The following is a 20,110-nucleotide window of genomic DNA, read 5'->3' on the forward strand; positions in this document are numbered from 1 at the left end:
ACTACCCGAGGGGCTTGCGCAGCAGCGCCAGGAACATGGCGTCGGTGCCGTGCGCGTGAGTCCACATCTGGACGTGCGGGCCGGCTCCCCATTCGTGGGGCTCGAGCGCGGTAACCGCGGCGACCGCGTCGCGGGCATCCACTTGCTCGAGGCCAGCGTGGATCAGCACGGAGTCGACCACCTCGCGGGTCTCCGCGAGAACTGGCGAGCAGGTCACGTAGGCGATAACACCGCCGGGACGCACCAGCCGCACGGCTGACGACAGCAACTGGTGCTGCAACTCGGCCAGTTCCGCTAAGTCCTCGGGACTGCGGCGCCAGCGCGACTCCGGTCTCCGGCGCAGCGCACCCAGACCGGTGCAGGGCGCGTCGAGGAGGACGCGATCGTACGAGCCGTCGGCACCCCAGGTGCGTCCGTCTCCCACGTGGACGTCCACCACGCCGCGCGGCAGTGCGCGCGTGGACTGACGGACCAGCTTGGCCCGGTGCTTGTGAAGTTCGAGGGCGTCAACCGTGGCGCCATACTCGGCGGCCAGGGCTCCAAGCAGCGCGGTCTTGCCGCCGGGGCCGGAGCACATGTCGAGCCAGCGCTCACCTTCCGTCACGTCCTGAGCCGCCACCATCGCGGTGGCTACCACCTGGCTGCCCTCGTCCTGCACCGCGACGGTGCCGTCGAGCACGCCCGCAATGGCGCCGGGGTCGCCGCCGTTGAGCGCCACACCATACGGGGAGAGTTCAGTCACCTCGGCATCGCCGATGCTGTCGACCACGTCGTAGGGGTCGGCAAGTCCCGGGCGTGCCACAAGAGTCACGCGAGCCGGGGTGTTGTTGACTGACAGCAGCTCCTCGAGCTCGTGACCGCGCCCGTCTGCCTGCAGGGACGCGGCGAGGGCGTCAACGATCCAGGCGGGGTGCGAGTAGCGCTTGCCGAGCGCGGGCAACGTGGTGCCAGGAGCGACCACGTCCAACCAGGCCTCGGGTTCGCGCTCGGTCACGCGGCGCATGACGGCGTTGGTGAACTTGGCGGCGCCCACGTTCGACTGCGCCTTCACCTGTGCCACGGTCTCGGACACGGCGGCGTGTGGGGGCACGCGCATGGCCAGCACCTGGTGCGTTCCCATCCATAGGGCCGCACGGACGTCCACGTCGAGCTCGGCCGGGGCGCGCTTGGATGCCACAGCGATGACCTCGTCGTAGAGGCCCTGCATGCGCAGCGTGCCGTAGGCCAGTTCCGTGGCGAATGCTGCGTCGCGTCCGCTCAGTCCCGCGTCGCGCAGGATCGACGGCATCACGAGGTTGGCGTACGCGTCGTCACGCGTCACCGTCAGGATGCATTCGTACGCTGCCGAGCGCGCCCTGTCGTTGGTCAGCGTCACGCCATGATTGCGGGCGGCGGCATAGCTGTCCCGCGTAGCGGTCGAGGCTACGTCACCACTATCCGCTTCGCCATACTCCGCCTCGTCATAGGCTGAATTGCCGTATCCCGCGCCATTCATGTCGTTGGTCATGACTCTCCCAAGATTGCAGCATCGTCTAGCCGGGCGCCGCGCCACCAGTCCGCCGCGCGCATCGGCTTCTTCCCGGCCGGAGCGATCCACGTCAGCGCAACGGGATGCGTGCCGGTGCCGACCACCACCGCATCCGCGAACTCCTTGCGCATCGCTGCGATCGCGTCTGAGTCGTCGGGCTGCGGCTCGCCGGCGCCCAGACGTACCTGGCCGGGAACGGTGGCGGGAGCGTCGGGAACCAGGGTGACGGGACCCAGTTTGGCCACCGAGCCATCGGGCAACGTGGTCCATGCCCCAGGAGCGGGCGTGCAGCCACGAATCTGGCGATCAACCACGTGAGCGGCGAGTTCCCAACGCACGTACGCGTCCTCGCGAGTGAGCTTATGAGCGTAGCTGACACCATCGGGTGACTGCGCGACGGGGCCCGCCTGCCCGGTGCCGAGTGCCGTCAGTGACTGCACCATCAGCGGCGCACCGGAGACGCCCAGGCGGTCCAGCAGGTCACCGCTGGTATCGGTGGGGCGCACACGCTCCGTCATGGTGCCGATGACAGGTCCGGTGTCGAGTCCCTCCTCGATGATGAAGGTGCTGGCGCCGCTAATCTCGTCGCCCGCCATGATGGCGCGCTGGACCGGTGCGGCTCCGCGCCACTCGGGGAGCAAAGAGAAATGCAGGTTGACCCACGCGATTCGTACGACGTCGAGAAGCGCCGGCTTGAGGATCTGGCCGTAAGCCACCACTGCCGCGGCATCCGCCTCGTACGAGGCAATCTCCTCGATGACCTCCGGCGCCGAGGCCTTCTCGGGTGTCAGCACCGGCAGTCCGTGCTCGAGCGCTGCCACTTTGACGGGGCTCGGGTGCAGGGTCTTGCCGCGCTTGCCCCTAGCATCCGGCTGGGTCAGTACCGCCACCACCTCGTGCTCGCTCGCAAGCAGTGCCTCGAGGGTCGGGACCGCGATGTGGGGGGTGCCGGCAAAGATCAGACGCATGTGCCCATCGTAGGCGGGAGGCGGGCAGCCCACCGACAGATCGCCCTGGCTTCAGCACTGTTAAAGCAACCGTGCCGAGCCCGCCTACCCGCGCCTCGTGCCATGCACATCAGCGAGGTCTACCGCTCCGATGTGCCATCGCACGGCGGTTTAGACCTCGAGTGGCCCGTCCACGCGCAGCCTCAATTCACCGTCGCCGGACTTGGACAGTTCCACTTGCACGGACCTGACGGCGTCGACGGTTGCGGCGGTCACTCGGCGCGACATCAGCAGCGTCACTCCGTCCCGTGAGGGAACAACGGTGATGTCCGGATGGCGCTCGATGCGTTCGCCCTCGACCGCGACACTGAGAGCAAGGGTGAGTGCCGCGTCGTCACCAGTGATCGCGAGTGTGCGCCGTGCGGGCGGCAGGCCGAGCCCGGCTCGCTCAGTGTAGGCATCACGGGCAGCGTCGCCGGGTGTCCAGGACACGATTGCCTGTCGCACGGCATCCGGAAGGTCGCCGACCAGGGTGACCGCTCCCCCGCGCTCCCGGGATCGCACCAATGCCGCCGTATTGAGCCACCATCGAATCGCCTGCAGTTCCGCGCCCAGTCCGCCCGATGCTGGGACATCCGCCCCCACCACCACCAGATGCGCGTAGCCGCCCGCCACGGCGGGCAGCGCGCCGGGGGTCGCGACCACGAGGCCCTCGGTGATCTCATCGTCCGGCAGGGTTCCCACGGCAGCCGCGGAGACATGCACAGGTGTGCCCTTCGCCATCGCCGTGACCTGCTCGGCGATGCGCTCGACACCTTGACGCGCCTGTTTAACGGCGCGCGAGTGACATTCCGTGCAGTGCCAGTCGACCTGCACGGTGGCGCAATCCACGCATACCAGGGACGCGGACACGTGGGACTGACTCAGGGAACCCTCGCACTCGCGGCACTGCGCCCAGGTGCCGCAGGTGGCACACGTCACGGCGCGAACGTAGCCGGTGCGGGGCACCACAATCGCGACGGGACCCCGGGGCAGTGCCTTCGTGACCGCCCTCCACGCACTGCCCGGCATCCAGTGCCAGCCCGACCCTCCCTCGGCCTCCCGACGCTCCGCGGTCAGAACATCGACAATGGGGGTACCGGCGCGCACGACGGCACGATCCGAGCGCAGCAACTCGGCCCACCCGTGCGCGACCAGGGCCATCGCGTCGACACCCGGCGCATAGGCGCCCAACAGTGCGCCGGCGCCGTTGAATTCCACCCGCATGGCGGCGAGCGTGCGGGCGTTGGGGTACGGCGCGTGAGGATCATCGAAGACGGACGATGCATCGTCCCAGATGGTGACGAGTCCCAGCTCGGGCACGGGTTGCGTCACGGCGGTACGAGTGCCGACCACGAGGCCGACGCGGCCGTGCATAGCGGCGAGGTAGGCCGCGTAGCGAGGCGTCGCGCCCTCGTCGGAATCGAGAACCACAAAGTGACCACCTGAGCGGGCGGTCCAGCGAGTAAGCCCGGTGTCGACGAGAGCCGCCTCGACACGCTTGACCGCGCGGGCATCGGGCACCACCACAATCGCGCTCAGCCCCTTGGCGGCGACCTCCACCGAGGCGGCGAGCAGGGCGGCGGCGGGGATCGACGACGGAGCCTCGGATTCGGGCACGGCCTCCCACACCACGCGCGCGCCGGCTGCCACCTGCGCAAAATCAAGCCCGGCCGCCTCAGCCGCTCCACGCAAGGTGGCGGCTGCCTCCACGAATGCACTCTTGCTGAATTGCTCCTCACCCCAGTCACGCGCCTCAACACTCGCGACGCGAGGCGGAGCCATCAGGCGCAGGACATCCCACAGCGAGCCGCCGTAACGGCGGGCCACACCACGCGCGAATTCGAGGGAGTCGGCCGTGTACGAAGGAGAGGCCGCGGCAGAGTTCAACGGCGCAAGCGTTCCCGCAAAGTCTGACGTGTCCGCAACCGCCACCACCACCGCGTTGATGAGGCGGCCCGCGAAGCGCACGCGCACCCGGGTACCGATCTGCACGACGCCGTCGAGTTTGCTTGGAATCGCGTAGTCGAACGGCCTATCCAGGTGCGGCAGGGCGCTGTCGATGCATACCGTCGCCACCTTGAGCGGCGGCCCCTCGGGGGCGACTCTTGCCGCGCCGCGCTTGTCGCTCACACGCGTGGAGGCACCGACTCCTGGTGCGGGCGCGATGGGCGCGGCGAACAGTGCGCCGTCCTCTTCTACACCTTCGGGGACCCTGCCATGGACCCCACCGACACGAGAAAGGTCAGCGGCGGCGCGTGACGTACCCGCCGCCCGGCCATGTGACCCCTCAGATGCCATGGTGCCTATTGTGCCTCCTACTTAACGCGCGGCGCTGACCAACGCGGCAGCGCGGTCGGTGCGCTCCCACGTGAAATCAGGCAGCTCGCGCCCAAAGTGACCGTAGGCGGCCGTCTGCCGGTAGATGGGACGCTGCAGGTCGAGATCCGCGATGATCGCCTGCGGGCGCAAGTCAAAGACCTCACGAATCGCGCGTTCAATGGCGGCTTCCTCGACTGTTGCCGTGCCAAAGGTCTCCACGTACAGACCCACCGGGTGTGCGGTACCGATCGCGTACGCGACCTGTACCTCGCATCGGGCGGCAAGACCCGCAGCTACGACATTCTTCGCCACCCAGCGCATCGCGTAGGTCGCCGAACGGTCAACCTTTGAGGGGTCCTTGCCCGAGAAGGCGCCGCCACCGTGCCGCGCCATGCCCCCGTACGTGTCAACGATGATCTTCCGACCGGTGAGGCCAGCATCGCCCTTGGGGCCGCCGATCTCAAAGATGCCGGTGGGGTTGATCAGCGACCTGTGCCCGGACGCGTCCAGGTCGTAACCCGCGAGCACCGGCCCGATCACCGCCTCCTCGATCGCTCCGCGCAGTGCCGTCATGCTCATTCCCTCAGCGTGCTGGCTCGACAGCACTACCGTGTCCACGGACACGGCCTTGTCACCGTCGTAACCAATGGTGACCTGCGCCTTGCCATCGGGGCGTAGCCCCTCGACGGTGCCGTCGCGACGCACCTGCGCGAGGCGCTGGGTGAGGCGATGCGCGATCGAGATCGGTAGCGGCATCAACTCGGGGGTGTCCTGGCACGCATAGCCGAACATCAGGCCCTGGTCACCGGCGCCCAGCTGCTTCTCATCGACGTCCGTCGCCGAGCCAACCCCGAGCCAGATGTCCGGCGATTGCTCGCCGATAGACACCGAGATACCGCACGAATCGCCATCAAAGCCCACCTTGGACGACGTGTAGCCGATGTCGTTGACGACGCCTCGGATGGTGCCGGGAATGTCGACGTAGGCCTCGGTCGTGACCTCTCCGGCAACGTGTACGAGCCCGGTGGTGACCATCGTCTCTACTGCGACGCGGGAGAGGGGATCCTGGCGAAGCATCTCGTCGAGGATCGCGTCGCTCACCTGGTCACAGACCTTGTCGGGGTGACCCTCGGTCACGGATTCGGACGTGAACAGGCGCAGATTTGTCATGCCGGTAAGCATAGCCAAAGCCACTGACGGCACTTCCGCACGGGCCGCATCAACGGAGTGCCACTCCGCGCGGACTTCCGGCGCGCAACGTGCGTACCCCCGATCGCACCGGACCCGGTGCAGTTGTGCTCCGTGCGCGGCACCATTGTCGATCGCGGACGTCGTGAGCGGTCGGGGTGGAGCGTGACCGCGGTGCGGTTCTTCAGGAACGCATGGAGACGATGCGGTCGAGGATTGCGTGCGCGACGGCGAGCTTGGATCCGCTCGCCTCGGCCACCGCCTCGCCGTTCACATCCAGCATCGTCACGGTGTTGGGGACATCGCCGAACCCCTGTCCCCCGCCCACCGCGTTAAGCACCAGCAGGTTCGCGCCCTTTCGACGCGCCTTCGCAGCACCATGCTCGAGTACGCTCGCCGTGCTGTCGCCAGTCTCCGCCGCGAAGCCCACGACGGTCTGGCGTGCCGGGCGCTCGGCAACCAGCGCAGCGAGGATGTCCTCGGTAGGAACCAACTCCAGCGTCAGCCCGGCCTGGTCAGCTGTCGCGTCACCAGTCTTCTTGATCTTGGTCGCGCTCACCTCGCGAGGGCGAAAGTCCGCGACTGCGGCGGCCATGATCACGACGTCGGCGTCCTTCGCGGCGTCCTTCACCGCCTCTGCCAACTCCGCGGAAGTCTCCACGTCCACGCGGACGATGCCCTCGCCAGACGGCAGCACCACGTTGGCTGCCACGAGGGTGACGTTCGCGCCGCGGTCGGCCGCGGCCTGAGCCAAGGCGAGGCCCTGGTGTCCGCTGGACCTATTTCCGAGGTAGCGCACGGCGTCCACGGGCTCGTGCGTGCCGCCGGCACTGATGACCACGCTGACACCCGCCAGGTCTCCCCACCCGGCGTCACTTGCACGAGAGCCAGCCCCAGCATCGTCCGCTTGGGTGGTTGCCACCGGCAACCCGCGTCCCTCGGCGACGGCGTAGAGCGCGGCAACCAAGTCGTCGGGCTCGGGCAGGCGCCCGGGTCCGGAGTCGGCGCCGGTGAGGCGGCCAACGGCCGGATCGATCACGTGGACCCCGTGCTCGCGCAGCGTGGCCACGTTGGCCTGGGTTGCCGCGTTCTGCCACATCTCCGTGTGCATGGCGGGCGCTACGACCACCGGCGCCTGCGTGGCGAGCAGTGCGTTGCCCAGCAGATCTTTGGCGCTGCCATGAGCCATCGACGCAAGGAAGTCGGCCGTCGCGGGTGCCACCAGCACGATGTCTGCTCGTTGCCCTAGCCGCACGTGTGCGACGGAGGGGACGTCCTCGAAGGTTTCGGTGGGCGCGGGGTGCCCGGACAGGGCCTCCCACGTTGCTCGACCCACAAAGTTAAGCGAGGCGGCGGTGGGGACGACGCGCACCGAGTGCCCGTCCTCGCGCAACTGGCGCAAAACGATCGCAACCTTGTAGGCGGCGATGCCGCCCGTCACGCCCAGGAGGACGCGCAATGTGACCTATGTTGGGTGGGGCTAACGCTTTACGCGTCGTCGCCCAGCACCAACAGCGAGCCTTCGTTGATCTCGCGGAGTGCGACGGAAAGAGGCTTGTCGGTCGAGTCTGCCTCGACCAGCGGGCCAACGTTCTCAAAGTGACCCTCGCCGAGTGCCTCGTAGTACGAGTTGATCTGGCGTGCACGCTTGGAGCTGTAGATCACCAGGGCGTACTTGGAGTCGACCTTCTCGAGCAGTTCGTCGATGGGCGGGTTGGTGATTCCGATGGGATTGGCAATCGTTCCGGCCATGGTTACTCCAATGCTTAAGGGGTTTGCTTGGGTGAGCGTAGGCTCAAACTTCCACTATCTTACCGTGAAGGCAGGACCAGGCGCTCCAGGGCCTCGGCCGCGTCCATCACATTGTCATTCACGATGACCTTGTCGAACTCGCCTTGGGCGGCAATCTCCTCGCGTGCGGTCGCGAGGCGGCGCTCGCGTTCTCGCTCATCCTCCGTGCCTCGGCCGACGAGTCGGTCAACCAACACGTCGAAGGACGGCGGCGCGATGAACACTTGTAGTGCCTCCGGCATCGACTCACGCACCTGGCGCGCGCCCTGCAGGTCGATCTCCAGGATGCACGGCGTGCCGTCGGACAGGCGATCCTCGACAGGGCCACGCGGTGTCCCGTACCGATGGCCGCCAAAGACCGTGGCCCATTCCAGCAATTCACCCGTCTCGACCATGCGAGTGAACTCGTCGTCGCTCACGAAAAAGTAATGCTGACCGTCGACCTCGCCGGGCCGCGGCCCGCGTGTGGTCGCTGAAACGGATAGCCACACGTCCGGGTGGCGGTCGCGAAGGGCGCGAACCACCGTGCCCTTGCCTACCCCGCTGGGACCGGCAAGAACCACGAGTCGGTTCACCGACTCTCGCGTTCCAAGAGAGCCTCGACCTGATGGGTGCCGAGTCCACGTACACGCCGCGCGGCGGAGATTCCGATCTCCTCCATCGTGGTGGTCGCACGCTTCGGTCCCACGCCGGGCAGGCACTGCAAAAGATCATGGACGCGAATGCCCGCGAGGGCGTCGTCCGCCTTGGCCCGTGAGATCGCCTTCTCAAGCGTCATCTCTCCGCGCGAAAGCTCTTCTTTGAAAACGCGTCGCGCGGAACGCACGGCGGTCGCCTTCACGAGTGCCGCTGCTCGCTGTTCGTCGCTGAGCTCTGGAGTAGCCACTGTGTCTCCTTCTACTAGAACCGGTTGTCGCAATGCATTACGACGGGGTTTGCAGGAGTGATTGAGCTTCGGTCGATGCCGAGTCAATGGCTTCGACCAACCTGTCAACCGACGGTCCTGCCTGCAAGACGCCCCGTGATTGATTGACGAGTACGCACCGCCGTGCGTTCCCGAACACCTGCTCAAGTTCTGCAGGCCCCGCTCCTTGTGCGCCCACACCGGGTGCCAAGATCGGCCCATTGAGAGCCGATAAATCTATGCCGAGGTCCGTCACTGCGGACCCGACCGTCGCCCCAATAACCAAGCCGATGCTGCCCAATGGCTCAGCCCCAGCGTTGAGCTCGGCGGCGGCGGCGGTGACGGCCGCGGCAACGGCCACGCCGTCCGCCGAGGTCGCGTGTTGCACGGTGTGTCCCTCGGCATTAGAGGTCAGCGCGAGCACAAAGACGCCCTTACCGTGCTTCGCCGCGAGGTCAAAGGCCGGCTGAAGTGACCCCACACCCAAATAGGGCGAGAGCGTCACGGAGTCGGCCTCGAAGGGAGCGCCAGGCGCCAGGAACGCCTCGGCGTATGCCTGCATTGTCGAGCCGATGTCTCCCCGCTTGGCGTCGAGAACGCTCAGCAGTCCCTGCTCGCGGCAGCGTCCCAGCAGATTCTCAAGGACACCCATTCCCCGCGACCCGTGCCGTTCAAAGAAGGCGGCGTTCGGCTTCACTGCGGCAGCACGCCCGGTGGCCGCGTCAATGACCGCGTCGGCAAACAACTGCAGCGAGTCGGCGTTGTCTGGCAGCCCCCACGCTTCGAGCAGACCCGGGTGCGGGTCGATGCCCACACATAGCGGCCCGTGCTCGTCCATCGCCAGCGCCAGTCGGGAGCCAAAGGTCACCGCAGTCTCCTCCACAGGTCGTCGCCAAAATCACTCTATGTAGGCATACTACCTGCGATGACTCGCGCGTGTGCGGTCGCAAGAGACTGACGTTTGCGTACTGTTACCGCGCTGCGGTCAGCTCCGCACGTGTGGGAGGCTGTGCCCCGCGCCGGCCAACGGTAATGGCCGCCGCCGTGACACAGTCAACCAACAGATCCCGGGCCTGCTCCTCGGTCAGTTCGCCCACGGTGCCACGCGAACTGTCGCAGGTGAACGCCAGCCACCCAGCAATGAGCGCGGACATGAACGAATCACCCGCGCCCACGGTGTCGACGACGTCGACCGTGCGCGCGGGCACAAAGACTTGGCCAAACGTGCCCAATGCCCAAGCTCCGTCGGAACCGAGCGTGACCACCACGAGACTCGGTCCGAGGGCGAGCCAGCGAGAGGCCACCTTCACGGGATCCTCCCCCGGCTCGATCCACGCGATGTCCTCGTCGCTCGCCTTGACCACGTCCGCCCGGCTCAGGCACCTGCGAACGCTGTGGAGCGCAGCCTCGCGATCGTGAATCAGTCCGGGCCGGATGTTTGGGTCAAAACTCATCGATGCCACCAGGGGGCCTTCGATTGCCGACGCGATGGCGTCGGCACCGGGTTGCATGACGGCCGCAATCGAGCCGGCGTGGAGATGAAGCGGCCCGTGTGTAGCAATCGCATCGTCAAGCGCTGCATCGCTCAGGTTCCAGGCGATCTCAAAGCGATACGAGGCCGCGCCGCCGGTGCCGATCGTCGCGGTCGCCGTCGAGGTGGGGGTCGCGGTGTCGACCGCGACGATGTCCGCGCCCGCGGACTCAAGGTGGGCCCGAATGGTCTCCCCGGCATCGTCTGGTGCTAAATGGGTAACGAAGGTTGGCCGCAGCCCCAGGCGGGCGAGTCCCACGGCCACGTTTGCTGGGCTGCCGCCCGGGACGGCCGCCACGTGTCCTGCGGTGTCACTGACGATATCCAGTAACGACTCACCAACGACGAGGACGTTCACGACAGTTCCTCGTCATCCGTGGCCACTGCGGGCGTGCGGTCAACGCTCAGGTCGACGCCGCGGGCCAGCGCCGTAGCAAACGACGGCGCGAGCGGCACGTCGGGCCATAGCGCGGCTTGATACGCGTGATACGTGTCCGGCTTGCCGGGCCATACTGAAGCGGCCGGAACATTGCGCGAATCGAGTTCGTGATGCCACGATCCGAACTCAGCGTCGACGAGGAATTCGTCCACAAAGCGCCACCAACTCTCGGCGTCGTCCGCGTAGCGTTGCTCACCCGTTGCAATGGCGAGCGCATGTGCCGCCGCAATCGCCTCGGCGGCGACCCAATGCATGCGTTCGCGCACCACCGGCCTCCCGTCCCAGTCTGTGGTGTACACAAACCCCAGCTCGCCGTCCGCGTTCCAACCATCGGTGACGGCTCGCCCGTACAACGTGCGGGCACCCGCCATCAACCCCGGGGGCGCGTTGTCGCCAAGCGTCGCGTCGACCGACAAAAAGAGACGGGCCCATTCCAAGCCGTGGCCCACCGTCGCTCCGTACGGTCGGAAGGGGTCGGCAGGGATATTACGGTGATGCTCGAGCATCGGATGCCAGGCCTCGTCAAAGTGCTCGGGGATGCGCCAGTCATTGGACTCCGCCCACGACAGTACACGCGCGGCGATGCGTCCCGCGCGCTCGTGCCAGATGCCGTCGCCGGTGGCGTCTCCCGCAGCGAGGTAGGCCTCCACCGTGTGCATGTTGGCATTGACACCCCGGTACGTCTCCAGGGTCAACCAGTCGCGGTCCCATTCCTCGACGGAGAGACCCTGCTCCTCATCCCAAAACCTGCTCTCGCTTACCTGCAGCGCGCGCTTGAGAAGCGCTCGTGCACCGTCGGCGCCAGCGAGCAGGGCGGACGATGCCGCCAGGACAACGAATGCGTGCCCGTAGGCCTGCTTCGCGGTATTGACGGGGCCCGCGGCGTCGACAGCTGCCCACCAGCCGCCGTACTCCTGATCTTCGAAGACACTGCTCAGCGTGCGCACGCCGTGGTCGACCAGTGTGCGGAGCTCCCGGTAATCCGGGCCGCCGTCCTCGGGTTGTTCATTCGCGAGCACGCCGAGCGCCGCGATGTGGGTCATGCGGCACGTAATCCACAGTTCCTCGGGCTTGTCCTGCACTACCTTTCCGCGCTCGTCAAGCCAGCCAAAGCCGCGATCGGTCCTGGCGGCCCGGGTGAACCTCAGTAGGTCTGACCGCTGCTTGGCGCGCTCGCGTATCCGCTGTTCCGGCCTCACCGTGGCATCACCAGAGCAGTGCCGGCGAACAGCAGGCTGCGCCACTCGTAAGTGGCGAGTGTGGTGCCCCCCAGTCGACTCACCGTGAAAGTCGCGGACTCACCAGGAAGAAGAGTGAGTAACTGCCGATCCACCCGCACGCCCTCAAGCGCGGAATGCGTCTCCGCCAGGAGCGAGAGGTCACGAATCAGGTCGTCGGCCACCACCGTCACGCGCACGGCGCCCGATGCTGCGTCCGGATTAACCTGCACGCTGGCCAATGATGCGGCCGGGTGCTCGAGCGCATCGTCGGCCACCAGCCATCGCACGGCGCGCTTGTCCTCGACGTCCACCACCACCGCAACTGCTCCCGAAGGCACCCGCGACGGCGCCACCTCGGCGTGACCGTCGGCCACCACATGCAGTCCGATGCGCTCGTCGAGCAACACCTCGCCGCGTTCAGTGACGGCGCGTACTCGGGCCATCGCCTCCCACGTCTGCGGCACGTCATTGACTACCGTCAGCGCGTGCGGCGACGTTGGCGATGACGCGACGATGGCGCGGGACGCCATGATCTGCGCCGAGGCGTACCATCCCAGCTTGCGTGCGCCGGTGACGTCCACGACCGCCCAGGACAACGCGGGCCAGCAGTCGTTCAACTGCCACCACAGGGTGCCGGAACATGGCTCGTGCAGGGAGCGGAAGCGCCCGATGGAGGCCCGTATGGCGCGTGCCTGCATGAGTTGAGTCGCGAAGTACCAGCCACGCCCGTCCGTGGGAAGGTGAGCCACGTGATCTGCGATGCCACGAGCGAGCCCCGCCTTGCCTTCGGGGTGCTTCTGGAGACGCTGGAGTCGCGGATCGTCACCACTAGTCGGCTCTGATCCCAATGCGCGGATCAGTGTGTGCCACGAGGCGGGGGCCTGCCAACCAAACTCGGAGGCGAATCGCGAGGTCTTCTCCTCGAACGCGGTGTAATCGAGTTGATTCCACGTGTCCCAGTGGTGAGTGGTCCCCTGCGTCGGGTCGTTCGGGTGCACACCGTCGTCCGGCGAGAACGGAGATCCGGGGATGTAAGGCCGTTGCGGGTCGAGTTCGGCGAGCGCAGCGGGAATGACCTCGTGATACAGGTGGGCGCCCCAGGCGCCATCCTCCCCCAAGGTCTCCTTCCAACCCCAGTCTTCGAAGCCCCAGAGATTCTCGTTGCAGCCGCACCACAGCGCCAGCGACGCGTGGTGGCCGACGCGCCTGACGGCATCGGCCACCTCGCACTGGACCCGCGTCACCTGCGCGTCATCTTCTGCGTACGCCGCACAAGCGAACGAGAAGTCCTGCCACACCAGTACACCGGCCTCGTCGCAAGCCTCAAAGAAGTCCCGGGACTCGACGACGCCTCCACCCCAGATGCGCAACATGTTGGCGCCCGTGTCCACCGCCTCCTGAACCAGTTCGCGGGTACGCTCTCGCGTCACTCGCTCCGGCAGAACGTCAGCAGGAATCCAGTTGAACCCGCGCGCCCAGACGCGCGATCCGTTCACGTGTACTTCGAAGGAGCGCCCGATGTCGTCCTCATCTTGCACCAATGAGACGTGGCGAAAACCCACCCGACGATGCGTCGAGTCCAGTTCCGCTCCCGAGTCGTCAACCACTGCAATGTGCACGTCGTAGAGCGGCTGCTCACCACGGTCCACCACGTCCCAGCGACGGGCTTGGGGCACCTGGAGGTCAAACTCGAGGTGGCCGTGGGCAAGGTCAAACCGCTGCGACGCGAGAGCCTCGCCCCCACCCGTGGGGACCACGGTGGCAACCACAGCATCGGCCGCCCCGTCGATGTCCAGACGCGCGCTTAGCGACGCGCCGTTACTCCAGTCGGTCGTGAGAAGAAGCTGGCCGATGGAGGCCTGACGAAGGCGCGTGACCGTCGCCGCGCGCCACAGGCCGGCAGTGATGGTGGTGGGACCCCAGTCCCATCCGAATGAGCAGGCCATCTTGCGCACCTGGTTGAACGGGATCTCGTACATGTCAGCACGAGGCAACGGATCGGACGCCTCGAGCGCGTTCGCGACCGGAAGCACAGGATGGAACTCGACCTCCACGCTCCACTCCTTGCCCGCAGAGACGGCGGGGATAGCGGCGGAGTCGCCGGTGTCGTCGGAGGACGGGTGCGCGGGGTGTGCGTCGTCCGTGAGTTCGATGCTCCAGGCATGAAACATGTCGTCGGTCTCGAGAACGGAGTTGCCGTCCACGCGCACCGTGGCCAGCGTGTCAACGCCCTCGAAATCGATTGTCACGTGGGCGCCATCACCCAGGCGCGGAACAGAGGTTCGGTAGATCCATGTGCAATGGGTCGCCCATGCGACGTCCTCCTCAAGACCGTCGACGGTGACGTCCGACGCGAGTCCGGCCTCAATCAGGGTGCCCAGGACGCTGCCTGGCACCGTGGCGGGAATGCCCTCTGTCAAGGCCGCAGCCACACCGGCGGGAGCGGACTCGGAGTCGGCACCCAGGAACAACCGCCAGTTCGTCAACGCCTCGCGAGTGGTCGCACTACTATCGCGCGTCACTTGGTCGCCCCCTGCGTAAACCCGCTGTAGATGAACCTCTGCAGCAGGACGAAGATGATCAGGGTGGGGATGATCACGATGATCACACCCGCGGCTATGACCTCCCAGTGGGCACCAAACGGACCCGTGAAGCGGAACAGAGAGGTCGAGATGACGCCCAGGTCCCGCGAGGGCATATATAAGAACGGTATATAGAACTCGTTGTAGGCCGCGAACCCCTTGATGATCACCACCGTCGCGATAGCGGGCTTGAGCAGCGGGAAGATGATCTGCCAGAAGATCCGGAACGGTCCTGCGCCCTCGAGCTTGGCGGCCTCGTCAAGTTCACGTGGCACGGCCCGGATGAACTGCAGGAAGATGTAAATCGAGACGATGTCGGTGCCCATGAAGAGCACGATGGCCGCCCAGCGCGTGTTGTAAAGGCCAAGGTTATTTACGACCTGGAACGTAGCGACCTGCGTGGTCACAGCGGGCACGAGCACCGCGAACAGGAAGACTCCCACCACGACTTTGCGGAAGCGGAACTCGAAGCGGTCGATCGCATAGGCGGTCATGGCACCGATGATCACGGTGCCGGTGATCGACACCAACAGAATGATGCCGGTGTTGAAGAACGCATGCAGCATGCCGCCCTTGGTGAACGCCTCGACATAATTCTCGAAGCCGAAGCTTTCAGGCAGGTCGAACGGTCCCGACTGTTGGAACTCGCGTGACGTCTTGAAAGACGCCATCACGATGGTGACCAGGGGCAGCAGCGTCACGAGTGACGCCACGATCAGGGTGAGGTACTTGAGCCCTCCAAAAGTTGCGCTTTTCACGTCAGGTTCACCTTCTCGTCGGGCACAAGTCTCCTTTGGATCCACGTGATGAGCAGGACGATGAGCAGCAGGATCACGGCCATGGCAGACGCGAGTCCCACCTTGTTGAACTTGAACGCCATGTTGATGGTTTGGATGACAAAGGTCATGGATCCGTTGGCACCGCCAGTCATGATGTACGGGATCTCAAACACCGCGAGCGAACCGGAGATCGCCAGAATCATCGACAGCCCCACGATGGGCCGGATGCTCGGCAGGATGATGTATCGGAACTGCTGCCACTTCCCGGCGCCGTCAAGGGACGACGCCTCATAGAGGGAAGGATTCACGGACTGGATGGCCCCCAGGAAGAGCACAAAGTTGAGGCCCATGTAGCGCCACACCGAGGTGCCGGACAGTGAGAAGTTGATGAGGTCGGGGTTGCCGAGCCATTGCTGCTGGAACTGTTCGAGTCCAAGCGCGGCGAGGGAGGCGTCGAGGGTGCCGCCGGGCCGGAAGAAGTAGAGGAACGTGAAGCCGATGGCCACGCCGTTGATGAGGTACGGGAAGAACAGGATGCCTTTGAACAGGTTCTTGAACCGGGTGTTGAAGGACAGGATGGTCGCGAAGTACAGCGCGAGGCCCATCTGTACGAACGAGGCCACAAAGTAGTACAGGCTCACGAGGAAGACACGGAACAGCTCCGGTCGCGTGAAGAACTCAATGTAGTTGCCGAGCCCCACGTACTCCTTGTCCTTGCTGAGTCCGTTCCATTCGGTAAACGAGTACCAGATCATGTTTCCGACGGGAAGCAGAGTGAACAGGCAAAGAAAGATCAGGGGGACGATCAGGAACAACCACGGTGTTGCCCCCTGGAGGAACCGCTGACGGCCGCTTCGCGCGTCGCGCGCCGCGCGCACCGCGTGAGGGCGCACCGGAGTGCTAAAGAATGACATGACTTCTCCGACGTGAGGTGGATGGAGGGGAAGACGTCGCTCGCCCCGGCGGAGTCTCCACCGGGGCGGGCGACATCTGACTAGCCTTCGACGCTAGCGCGGGCCTCGGCCCACTTGGAGTTCAGGTCGTCGAAGATGTCCTGCTTGGTCTCGTCACGAGCGCCGCGTGCGGCGTCGACGATGCGCTGACGGTAGTCAGGGCTCCAGAGACCGATCTCGGCGGCGTTGTCGATGTCGCTGACCAAGCTTTCCTTGCCGGCTGGCGGCGGGGTGAGCTCGATGTACTCGACACCAGCGGCGTCAAAGTCCTTCAGCGTGTCAGGCGTCGGTCCGTCGAGGCGAGGCGAGATTCCACCCTGATCGGTGGCGTATCCGGACTCGTCAGCGAACCAGTCGATCCAGGCACGTGCCGCGGCCTTGTTCTCCGAGTGAACGTTGATGCCGTTCTTGTAGTCACCACTGATCACCGAGTGGAAGGTGCCGTCAACCTGGTTGGGGAAGGGCATGTAGCCGATGTCTGCCGCGTCATCCGCAGCGGCCTGCATCTGCACAATGGCCCATGATCCGAGCGCCATGGCTCCGATCTTGCCCGTGCCGAGGTCCGTCTTTGACTGCTCCCAGTTGGTGGTGGTGGGGTCTTCCTCAATGTTGCCAGCGGCTGCCGCATCGAAGATCAGCGAGTCGATGATGTAGTGATCCATGCCCTCGCTCCACGGGGCGTCCGTGTCGGCGAGCTCGTTGACGGCGTTCGCGTTCGCGGTCACCCCTCCGCGGTCGGACTCCCACTGCGTGAGCGGCCAGCCGTCGGCGTAGTTGGTGTAGAGGGGCGTCGCGTCGGTGTTGTCGGCGATCATCTGGAGATCCTTCTGGAACTCCTCGGGCGTGGTCGGGTCCTCGGTGATACCTGCGTCTGACCAGACCTTCTTGTTGTAGACGAGGCCGTTGGCGTTACCGGTGATGGCGATGCCGTAGGACTGTCCGTCGTAGTTCGCCTCCGAGCCGATGAAGCGGTAGGTCTGAGAGAGTTCGTCGACCGAACCGAGCGGCTCAAAGAAGTCCGGGTAGTCGCTCGCGTTTACCGAGTTCGGAATGAGCAGCACGTCGCCGTAGTCGTCGGTGCTCATGCGGGTCGCAACTTCGCCCTCGTAGTCGGTGATGGCCTCGAACTTGACCTCAACGTCTGGGTACTTCGCCTCAAACGCCGACTTATAGTCAGCGAACACCGTGTCGACAAGGTCGGTGCGGTTTGTCAGGACCGTGATCTCGCCGGCAACCTCGGCCATGGCCGAGTCGCTGGTCGTTGAGGATGACTCCGGTGCTGGCGTGTTGCTGCCGTCTCCGTTGTCGCTACTGCCGCTGCACGCTGCGAGCGTGAACGCCAAGCTGGTGGTGGCCGCAACCATGGCGGCTGTGCGCATCTTCATTGATGTAACCCCTTCAGGATTTTTGCTATTTCCGCAGCGTGATCGCCACAGTGCCGCAGTGCGACTGAATATGACTTTAACGATTAAGTGATGCCATCACAACCCATGGTGGCCAGTTTCGGCATCGTGTTACTTAATCGTTATAGTAGACCGCACCTTCCCCGCACACATGGAAGACTCGCCGGGCAATCTCTGCCCCGTATATCTGGAGTTTCGGACCGAGCGCGTGGCGGCCACGTGTGAGTGAGCACTCCGATCATCGGTCACGAGCCCCTGGTGACTGGCGAGTATTGCGAGGACTTACAACTCGTGGCACTTGGCCACGCTGCCCCGTGGAGACAGATGCGGACGTCTGTCAGCGTGGAGCGGGCCCTAGCGTGCCGCGGTCAACGAGGCGGGCCACCGAGGAACGCACCGACTTCACCTCGGCAGACCCGTTCACCACGTTGAGCAGCATCGTCGCGGCATCCGCCCCATAGGCGGACACGTCTCGGCTCAGGGCGCTGAGCGCGGGGACTGTCAACTCACACAGCGGCGAATCGTCCCAGGCCAGGACCGACAGTTGACCCGGAACCTCAACCCCCCTGCCCGTCGCGGCCCTGACCGCTCCGATGGCGGTGAGGTCGTTGTCAAAGACCATGGCGGTGGGCGGATTCGCCCCGTCAAGGAGCTGGTGACACGCTGCCGTGCCGGCCGCGACGGAATAGTCGGTGTTGACTTCGGCCACCACTTGGATGCCTAGCCGCTCGCCGGCGCGTGCCATCGCGTCACTACGCACGTGGGTGTGGACGAATCGCTCAGGACCGGCGATGTGAGCCACCCGCTTGTGCCCCAGTTCCGCGAGGCGTTCCATGGCGGCATTTGCCGCGGCGGCGTCGTCGCTACCAACTGCGGGCAATCCATCGGAGAATGCGGGGTCGCCGACAACCACCACGGGCAGGCCAATCTCGTTGATGATCGGCAGTCGTTGGTCGTCGATTGCGAGGTCGGTGACGAAGATGCCGTCGACCCGGCGAGCGGACCACCACTCCCGATAGGTCTGCAGCTCGCGCTCCGGGTCAGGGGTGACCTGCAGAAGCAGCGCATAGCCCCGCGCGGAGATCACCTTCTCAATACCAGCGACGAAGGACATGAAGAACGGCTCAATACCCAGGACGTCGGGCTCGCGCGTGATCACCAGCCCGAGGGTTGCGGTGCCACCACCCCGCAGGGCCCTTGCCGCGGTGCTGGGAACCCAGCCCACCTCGCGTGCCACCTCAAGAATGCGCTTGCGAGTCTCGTCCGAAACCCCGGGGCGCCCGTTGAGGGCGTACGAGACGGCTCCAGCGGACACGCCGCTTTGCTTGGCGATTTCCGCAATGGTCGGCCGACTGGGCGGCTTGCGCATCGCCATGCTTTTCTCACTTCCGTTTCGAGGACACCGGGCGGATCGCCCTGCACGACACGCTTCATTGCCGTCGCGTCACTCCATGTGTTGCCTATAGTGTGTCACTACTCAATCGATTAAGCATACGAAGGGTTCCTCCCATGTCGCTGACCGACACTCCTCTTTCCGCCAAGCGCCCGTTGCCGGCCGTTCCGTTCCACGCCATGACATGGGGGTGGACTGGCGTCCGCGGCTCGTGGACGACGCCCCAGGCCGCAGCATCACTTGACGCCATGATGGAGGTGAAGCCCAACTGGGTGGTACTCGCCTACGCGGCGCTGCAGGACACCGCGCAGTCGACCACCATCAACTGGCGTGACCAGCCCTCGCTGACAGACGACGAGATCCGTGCCGGGGTGTCCGCCGCCCGTGAGCGCGGCCTGCTGGTCTGCCTCAAGCCCACCGTCAATGTCGCGGATGGCACCTGGCGCGCCCACATCGGGTTTTTCGACAAGGACGCGCCCGGCGAGCCCACGTGGAACGAGTGGTTCGACAGCTACGACGAGTACATCCTGCACCACGCCGCTCTTGCTGAGGAATTGGGAGCCGATCTGTTCAGCATTGGCTGCGAGATGGTACGCGCAGATACTCGCGAGGACCGTTGGCGCAGCCTGGCCGCTCGCGTGCGCGAGGTGTATTCCGGTCCGATCACGTACAACTGCGACAAGTACCAGGAAGAGAATGTCACCTGGTGGGACGCCGTGGACATCATCAGCTCGTCCGGCTACTACCCCACGGGCGACTGGGACGCGCAACTCGCGCGGATCAAGTCGGTGGTGGATGCGCACGGGCAGGAGTTCGTGTTCCTGGAGGCGGGCTGCCCCAGTCGCGACACCTCGCCGGCGCGACCCAACGACTGGGCTCTCGCAGGTGAGCCCAGCGAGCAGGCTCAGGCCGACTATCTCGAAGAGATGCTGGCCGCCATCGATGAGACCGACTGGGTGCTGGGCGTCGCGCTGTGGGACTGGCCCCCAGCTCTCTATTCACTCAGCGAGGCAGCGTCCAACGACGACTATTGCATGTACGGCAAAAAGGGCGCCGAGGTAGTCGCGCGGCACTTCACACGTTGAACGAAC

The 20,110-nt window shown here is 65.6% G+C and carries 17 protein-coding genes; 1 reads left to right on the top strand and 16 read right to left on the bottom strand.

Annotated elements, in window-relative coordinates; all coding sequences use genetic code 11:
• Nucleotide 1: 1 nt before the first annotated feature.
• The 16 genes from AOP73_RS10790 to AOP73_RS10865 all read right to left on the bottom strand — a co-directional run bounded on the left by AOP73_RS10790 (nt 2) and on the right by AOP73_RS10865 (nt 19,001).
• Complete coding sequence (locus AOP73_RS10790) at nt 2-1,507, bottom strand: RsmB/NOP family class I SAM-dependent RNA methyltransferase (protein ID WP_236683589.1); 1,506 nt, start codon at nt 1,505-1,507, stop codon at nt 2-4.
• Nucleotides 1,504-2,496 carry a methionyl-tRNA formyltransferase gene (gene fmt, locus AOP73_RS10795; RefSeq protein WP_061965866.1) on the bottom strand — a complete coding sequence of 331 codons (993 nt, stop codon included), beginning with the start codon at nt 2,494-2,496 and terminating at the stop codon, nt 1,504-1,506. The genes AOP73_RS10790 and fmt overlap by 4 nt, the downstream gene beginning before the upstream one ends.
• 150 nt (nt 2,497-2,646) lie before the next feature.
• Nucleotides 2,647-4,815 carry a primosomal protein N' family DNA-binding protein gene (locus tag AOP73_RS10800; RefSeq protein ID WP_061965868.1) on the bottom strand — a complete coding sequence of 723 codons (2,169 nt, stop codon included), beginning with the start codon at nt 4,813-4,815 and terminating at the stop codon, nt 2,647-2,649.
• A 21-nt stretch (nt 4,816-4,836) separates the two neighbouring features.
• The gene (gene metK / locus AOP73_RS10805) at nt 4,837-6,006 is read right to left on the bottom strand and encodes a methionine adenosyltransferase (protein WP_061966189.1); all 1,170 of its coding nucleotides are present in this window, start codon (nt 6,004-6,006) and stop codon (nt 4,837-4,839) included.
• Nucleotides 6,007-6,208: 202 nt separating this feature from the next.
• Nucleotides 6,209-7,483 carry a bifunctional phosphopantothenoylcysteine decarboxylase/phosphopantothenate synthase gene (locus AOP73_RS10810; RefSeq protein ID WP_061965870.1) on the bottom strand — a complete coding sequence of 425 codons (1,275 nt, stop codon included), beginning with the start codon at nt 7,481-7,483 and terminating at the stop codon, nt 6,209-6,211.
• 29 nt (nt 7,484-7,512) lie between these two features.
• A complete protein-coding gene (rpoZ, locus tag AOP73_RS10815) occupies nt 7,513-7,776 on the bottom strand; it encodes a DNA-directed RNA polymerase subunit omega (protein WP_061965872.1) in 264 nt (87 codons plus the stop codon).
• Nucleotides 7,777-7,835: 59 nt separating this feature from the next.
• Nucleotides 7,836-8,390 (bottom strand): guanylate kinase, encoded by a 555-nt coding sequence (gmk, locus tag AOP73_RS10820; RefSeq protein ID WP_061965874.1) that lies wholly within the window; start codon nt 8,388-8,390, stop codon nt 7,836-7,838.
• A complete protein-coding gene (gene mihF / locus AOP73_RS10825; protein WP_061965876.1) occupies nt 8,387-8,701 on the bottom strand; it encodes an integration host factor, actinobacterial type in 315 nt (104 codons plus the stop codon). The genes gmk and mihF overlap by 4 nt, the downstream gene beginning before the upstream one ends.
• Before the next feature lie 37 nt (nt 8,702-8,738).
• On the bottom strand, nt 8,739-9,587 hold the full coding sequence (gene pyrF / locus AOP73_RS10830; RefSeq protein ID WP_061966192.1) for an orotidine-5'-phosphate decarboxylase: 849 nt from the start codon (nt 9,585-9,587) through the stop codon (nt 8,739-8,741).
• Nucleotides 9,588-9,690: 103 nt separating this feature from the next.
• Nucleotides 9,691-10,608 (bottom strand): carbohydrate kinase family protein, encoded by a 918-nt coding sequence (locus AOP73_RS10835; RefSeq protein WP_061965878.1) that lies wholly within the window; start codon nt 10,606-10,608, stop codon nt 9,691-9,693.
• Nucleotides 10,605-11,888: an AGE family epimerase/isomerase gene (locus AOP73_RS10840; protein ID WP_061965880.1), complete on the bottom strand. Its 1,284-nt coding sequence runs from the start codon at nt 11,886-11,888 to the stop codon at nt 10,605-10,607. Before AOP73_RS10840 ends, AOP73_RS10835 begins: the two co-directional genes overlap by 4 nt.
• The gene (locus AOP73_RS10845; RefSeq protein WP_061965882.1) at nt 11,885-14,431 is read right to left on the bottom strand and encodes a glycoside hydrolase family 2 protein; all 2,547 of its coding nucleotides are present in this window, start codon (nt 14,429-14,431) and stop codon (nt 11,885-11,887) included. The genes AOP73_RS10840 and AOP73_RS10845 overlap by 4 nt, the downstream gene beginning before the upstream one ends.
• The gene (locus AOP73_RS10850) at nt 14,428-15,249 is read right to left on the bottom strand and encodes a carbohydrate ABC transporter permease (protein ID WP_061965884.1); all 822 of its coding nucleotides are present in this window, start codon (nt 15,247-15,249) and stop codon (nt 14,428-14,430) included. Before AOP73_RS10850 ends, AOP73_RS10845 begins: the two co-directional genes overlap by 4 nt.
• Nucleotides 15,246-16,184: a carbohydrate ABC transporter permease gene (locus AOP73_RS10855; RefSeq protein ID WP_061965886.1), complete on the bottom strand. Its 939-nt coding sequence runs from the start codon at nt 16,182-16,184 to the stop codon at nt 15,246-15,248. The genes AOP73_RS10850 and AOP73_RS10855 overlap by 4 nt, the downstream gene beginning before the upstream one ends.
• A gap of 80 nt (nt 16,185-16,264) precedes the next feature.
• Nucleotides 16,265-17,608: an ABC transporter substrate-binding protein gene (locus AOP73_RS10860; RefSeq protein ID WP_061965888.1), complete on the bottom strand. Its 1,344-nt coding sequence runs from the start codon at nt 17,606-17,608 to the stop codon at nt 16,265-16,267.
• A 355-nt stretch (nt 17,609-17,963) separates the two neighbouring features.
• Nucleotides 17,964-19,001, bottom strand: coding sequence for a LacI family DNA-binding transcriptional regulator (locus AOP73_RS10865; RefSeq protein WP_152650656.1), 1,038 nt, complete (start codon nt 18,999-19,001; stop codon nt 17,964-17,966).
• Nucleotides 19,002-19,135: 134 nt separating this feature from the next.
• On the opposite strand from AOP73_RS10865, the gene AOP73_RS10870 reads away from it, so the two are divergent.
• A complete protein-coding gene (locus AOP73_RS10870; protein ID WP_369345528.1) occupies nt 19,136-20,104 on the top strand; it encodes a glycoside hydrolase family 113 in 969 nt (322 codons plus the stop codon).
• The last annotated feature ends 6 nt before the right edge of the window (nt 20,105-20,110 follow it).

The organism is Demequina aurantiaca (assembly GCF_000975135.1).
Classification (GTDB): Bacteria; Actinomycetota; Actinomycetes; order Actinomycetales; family Demequinaceae; genus Demequina; species Demequina aurantiaca.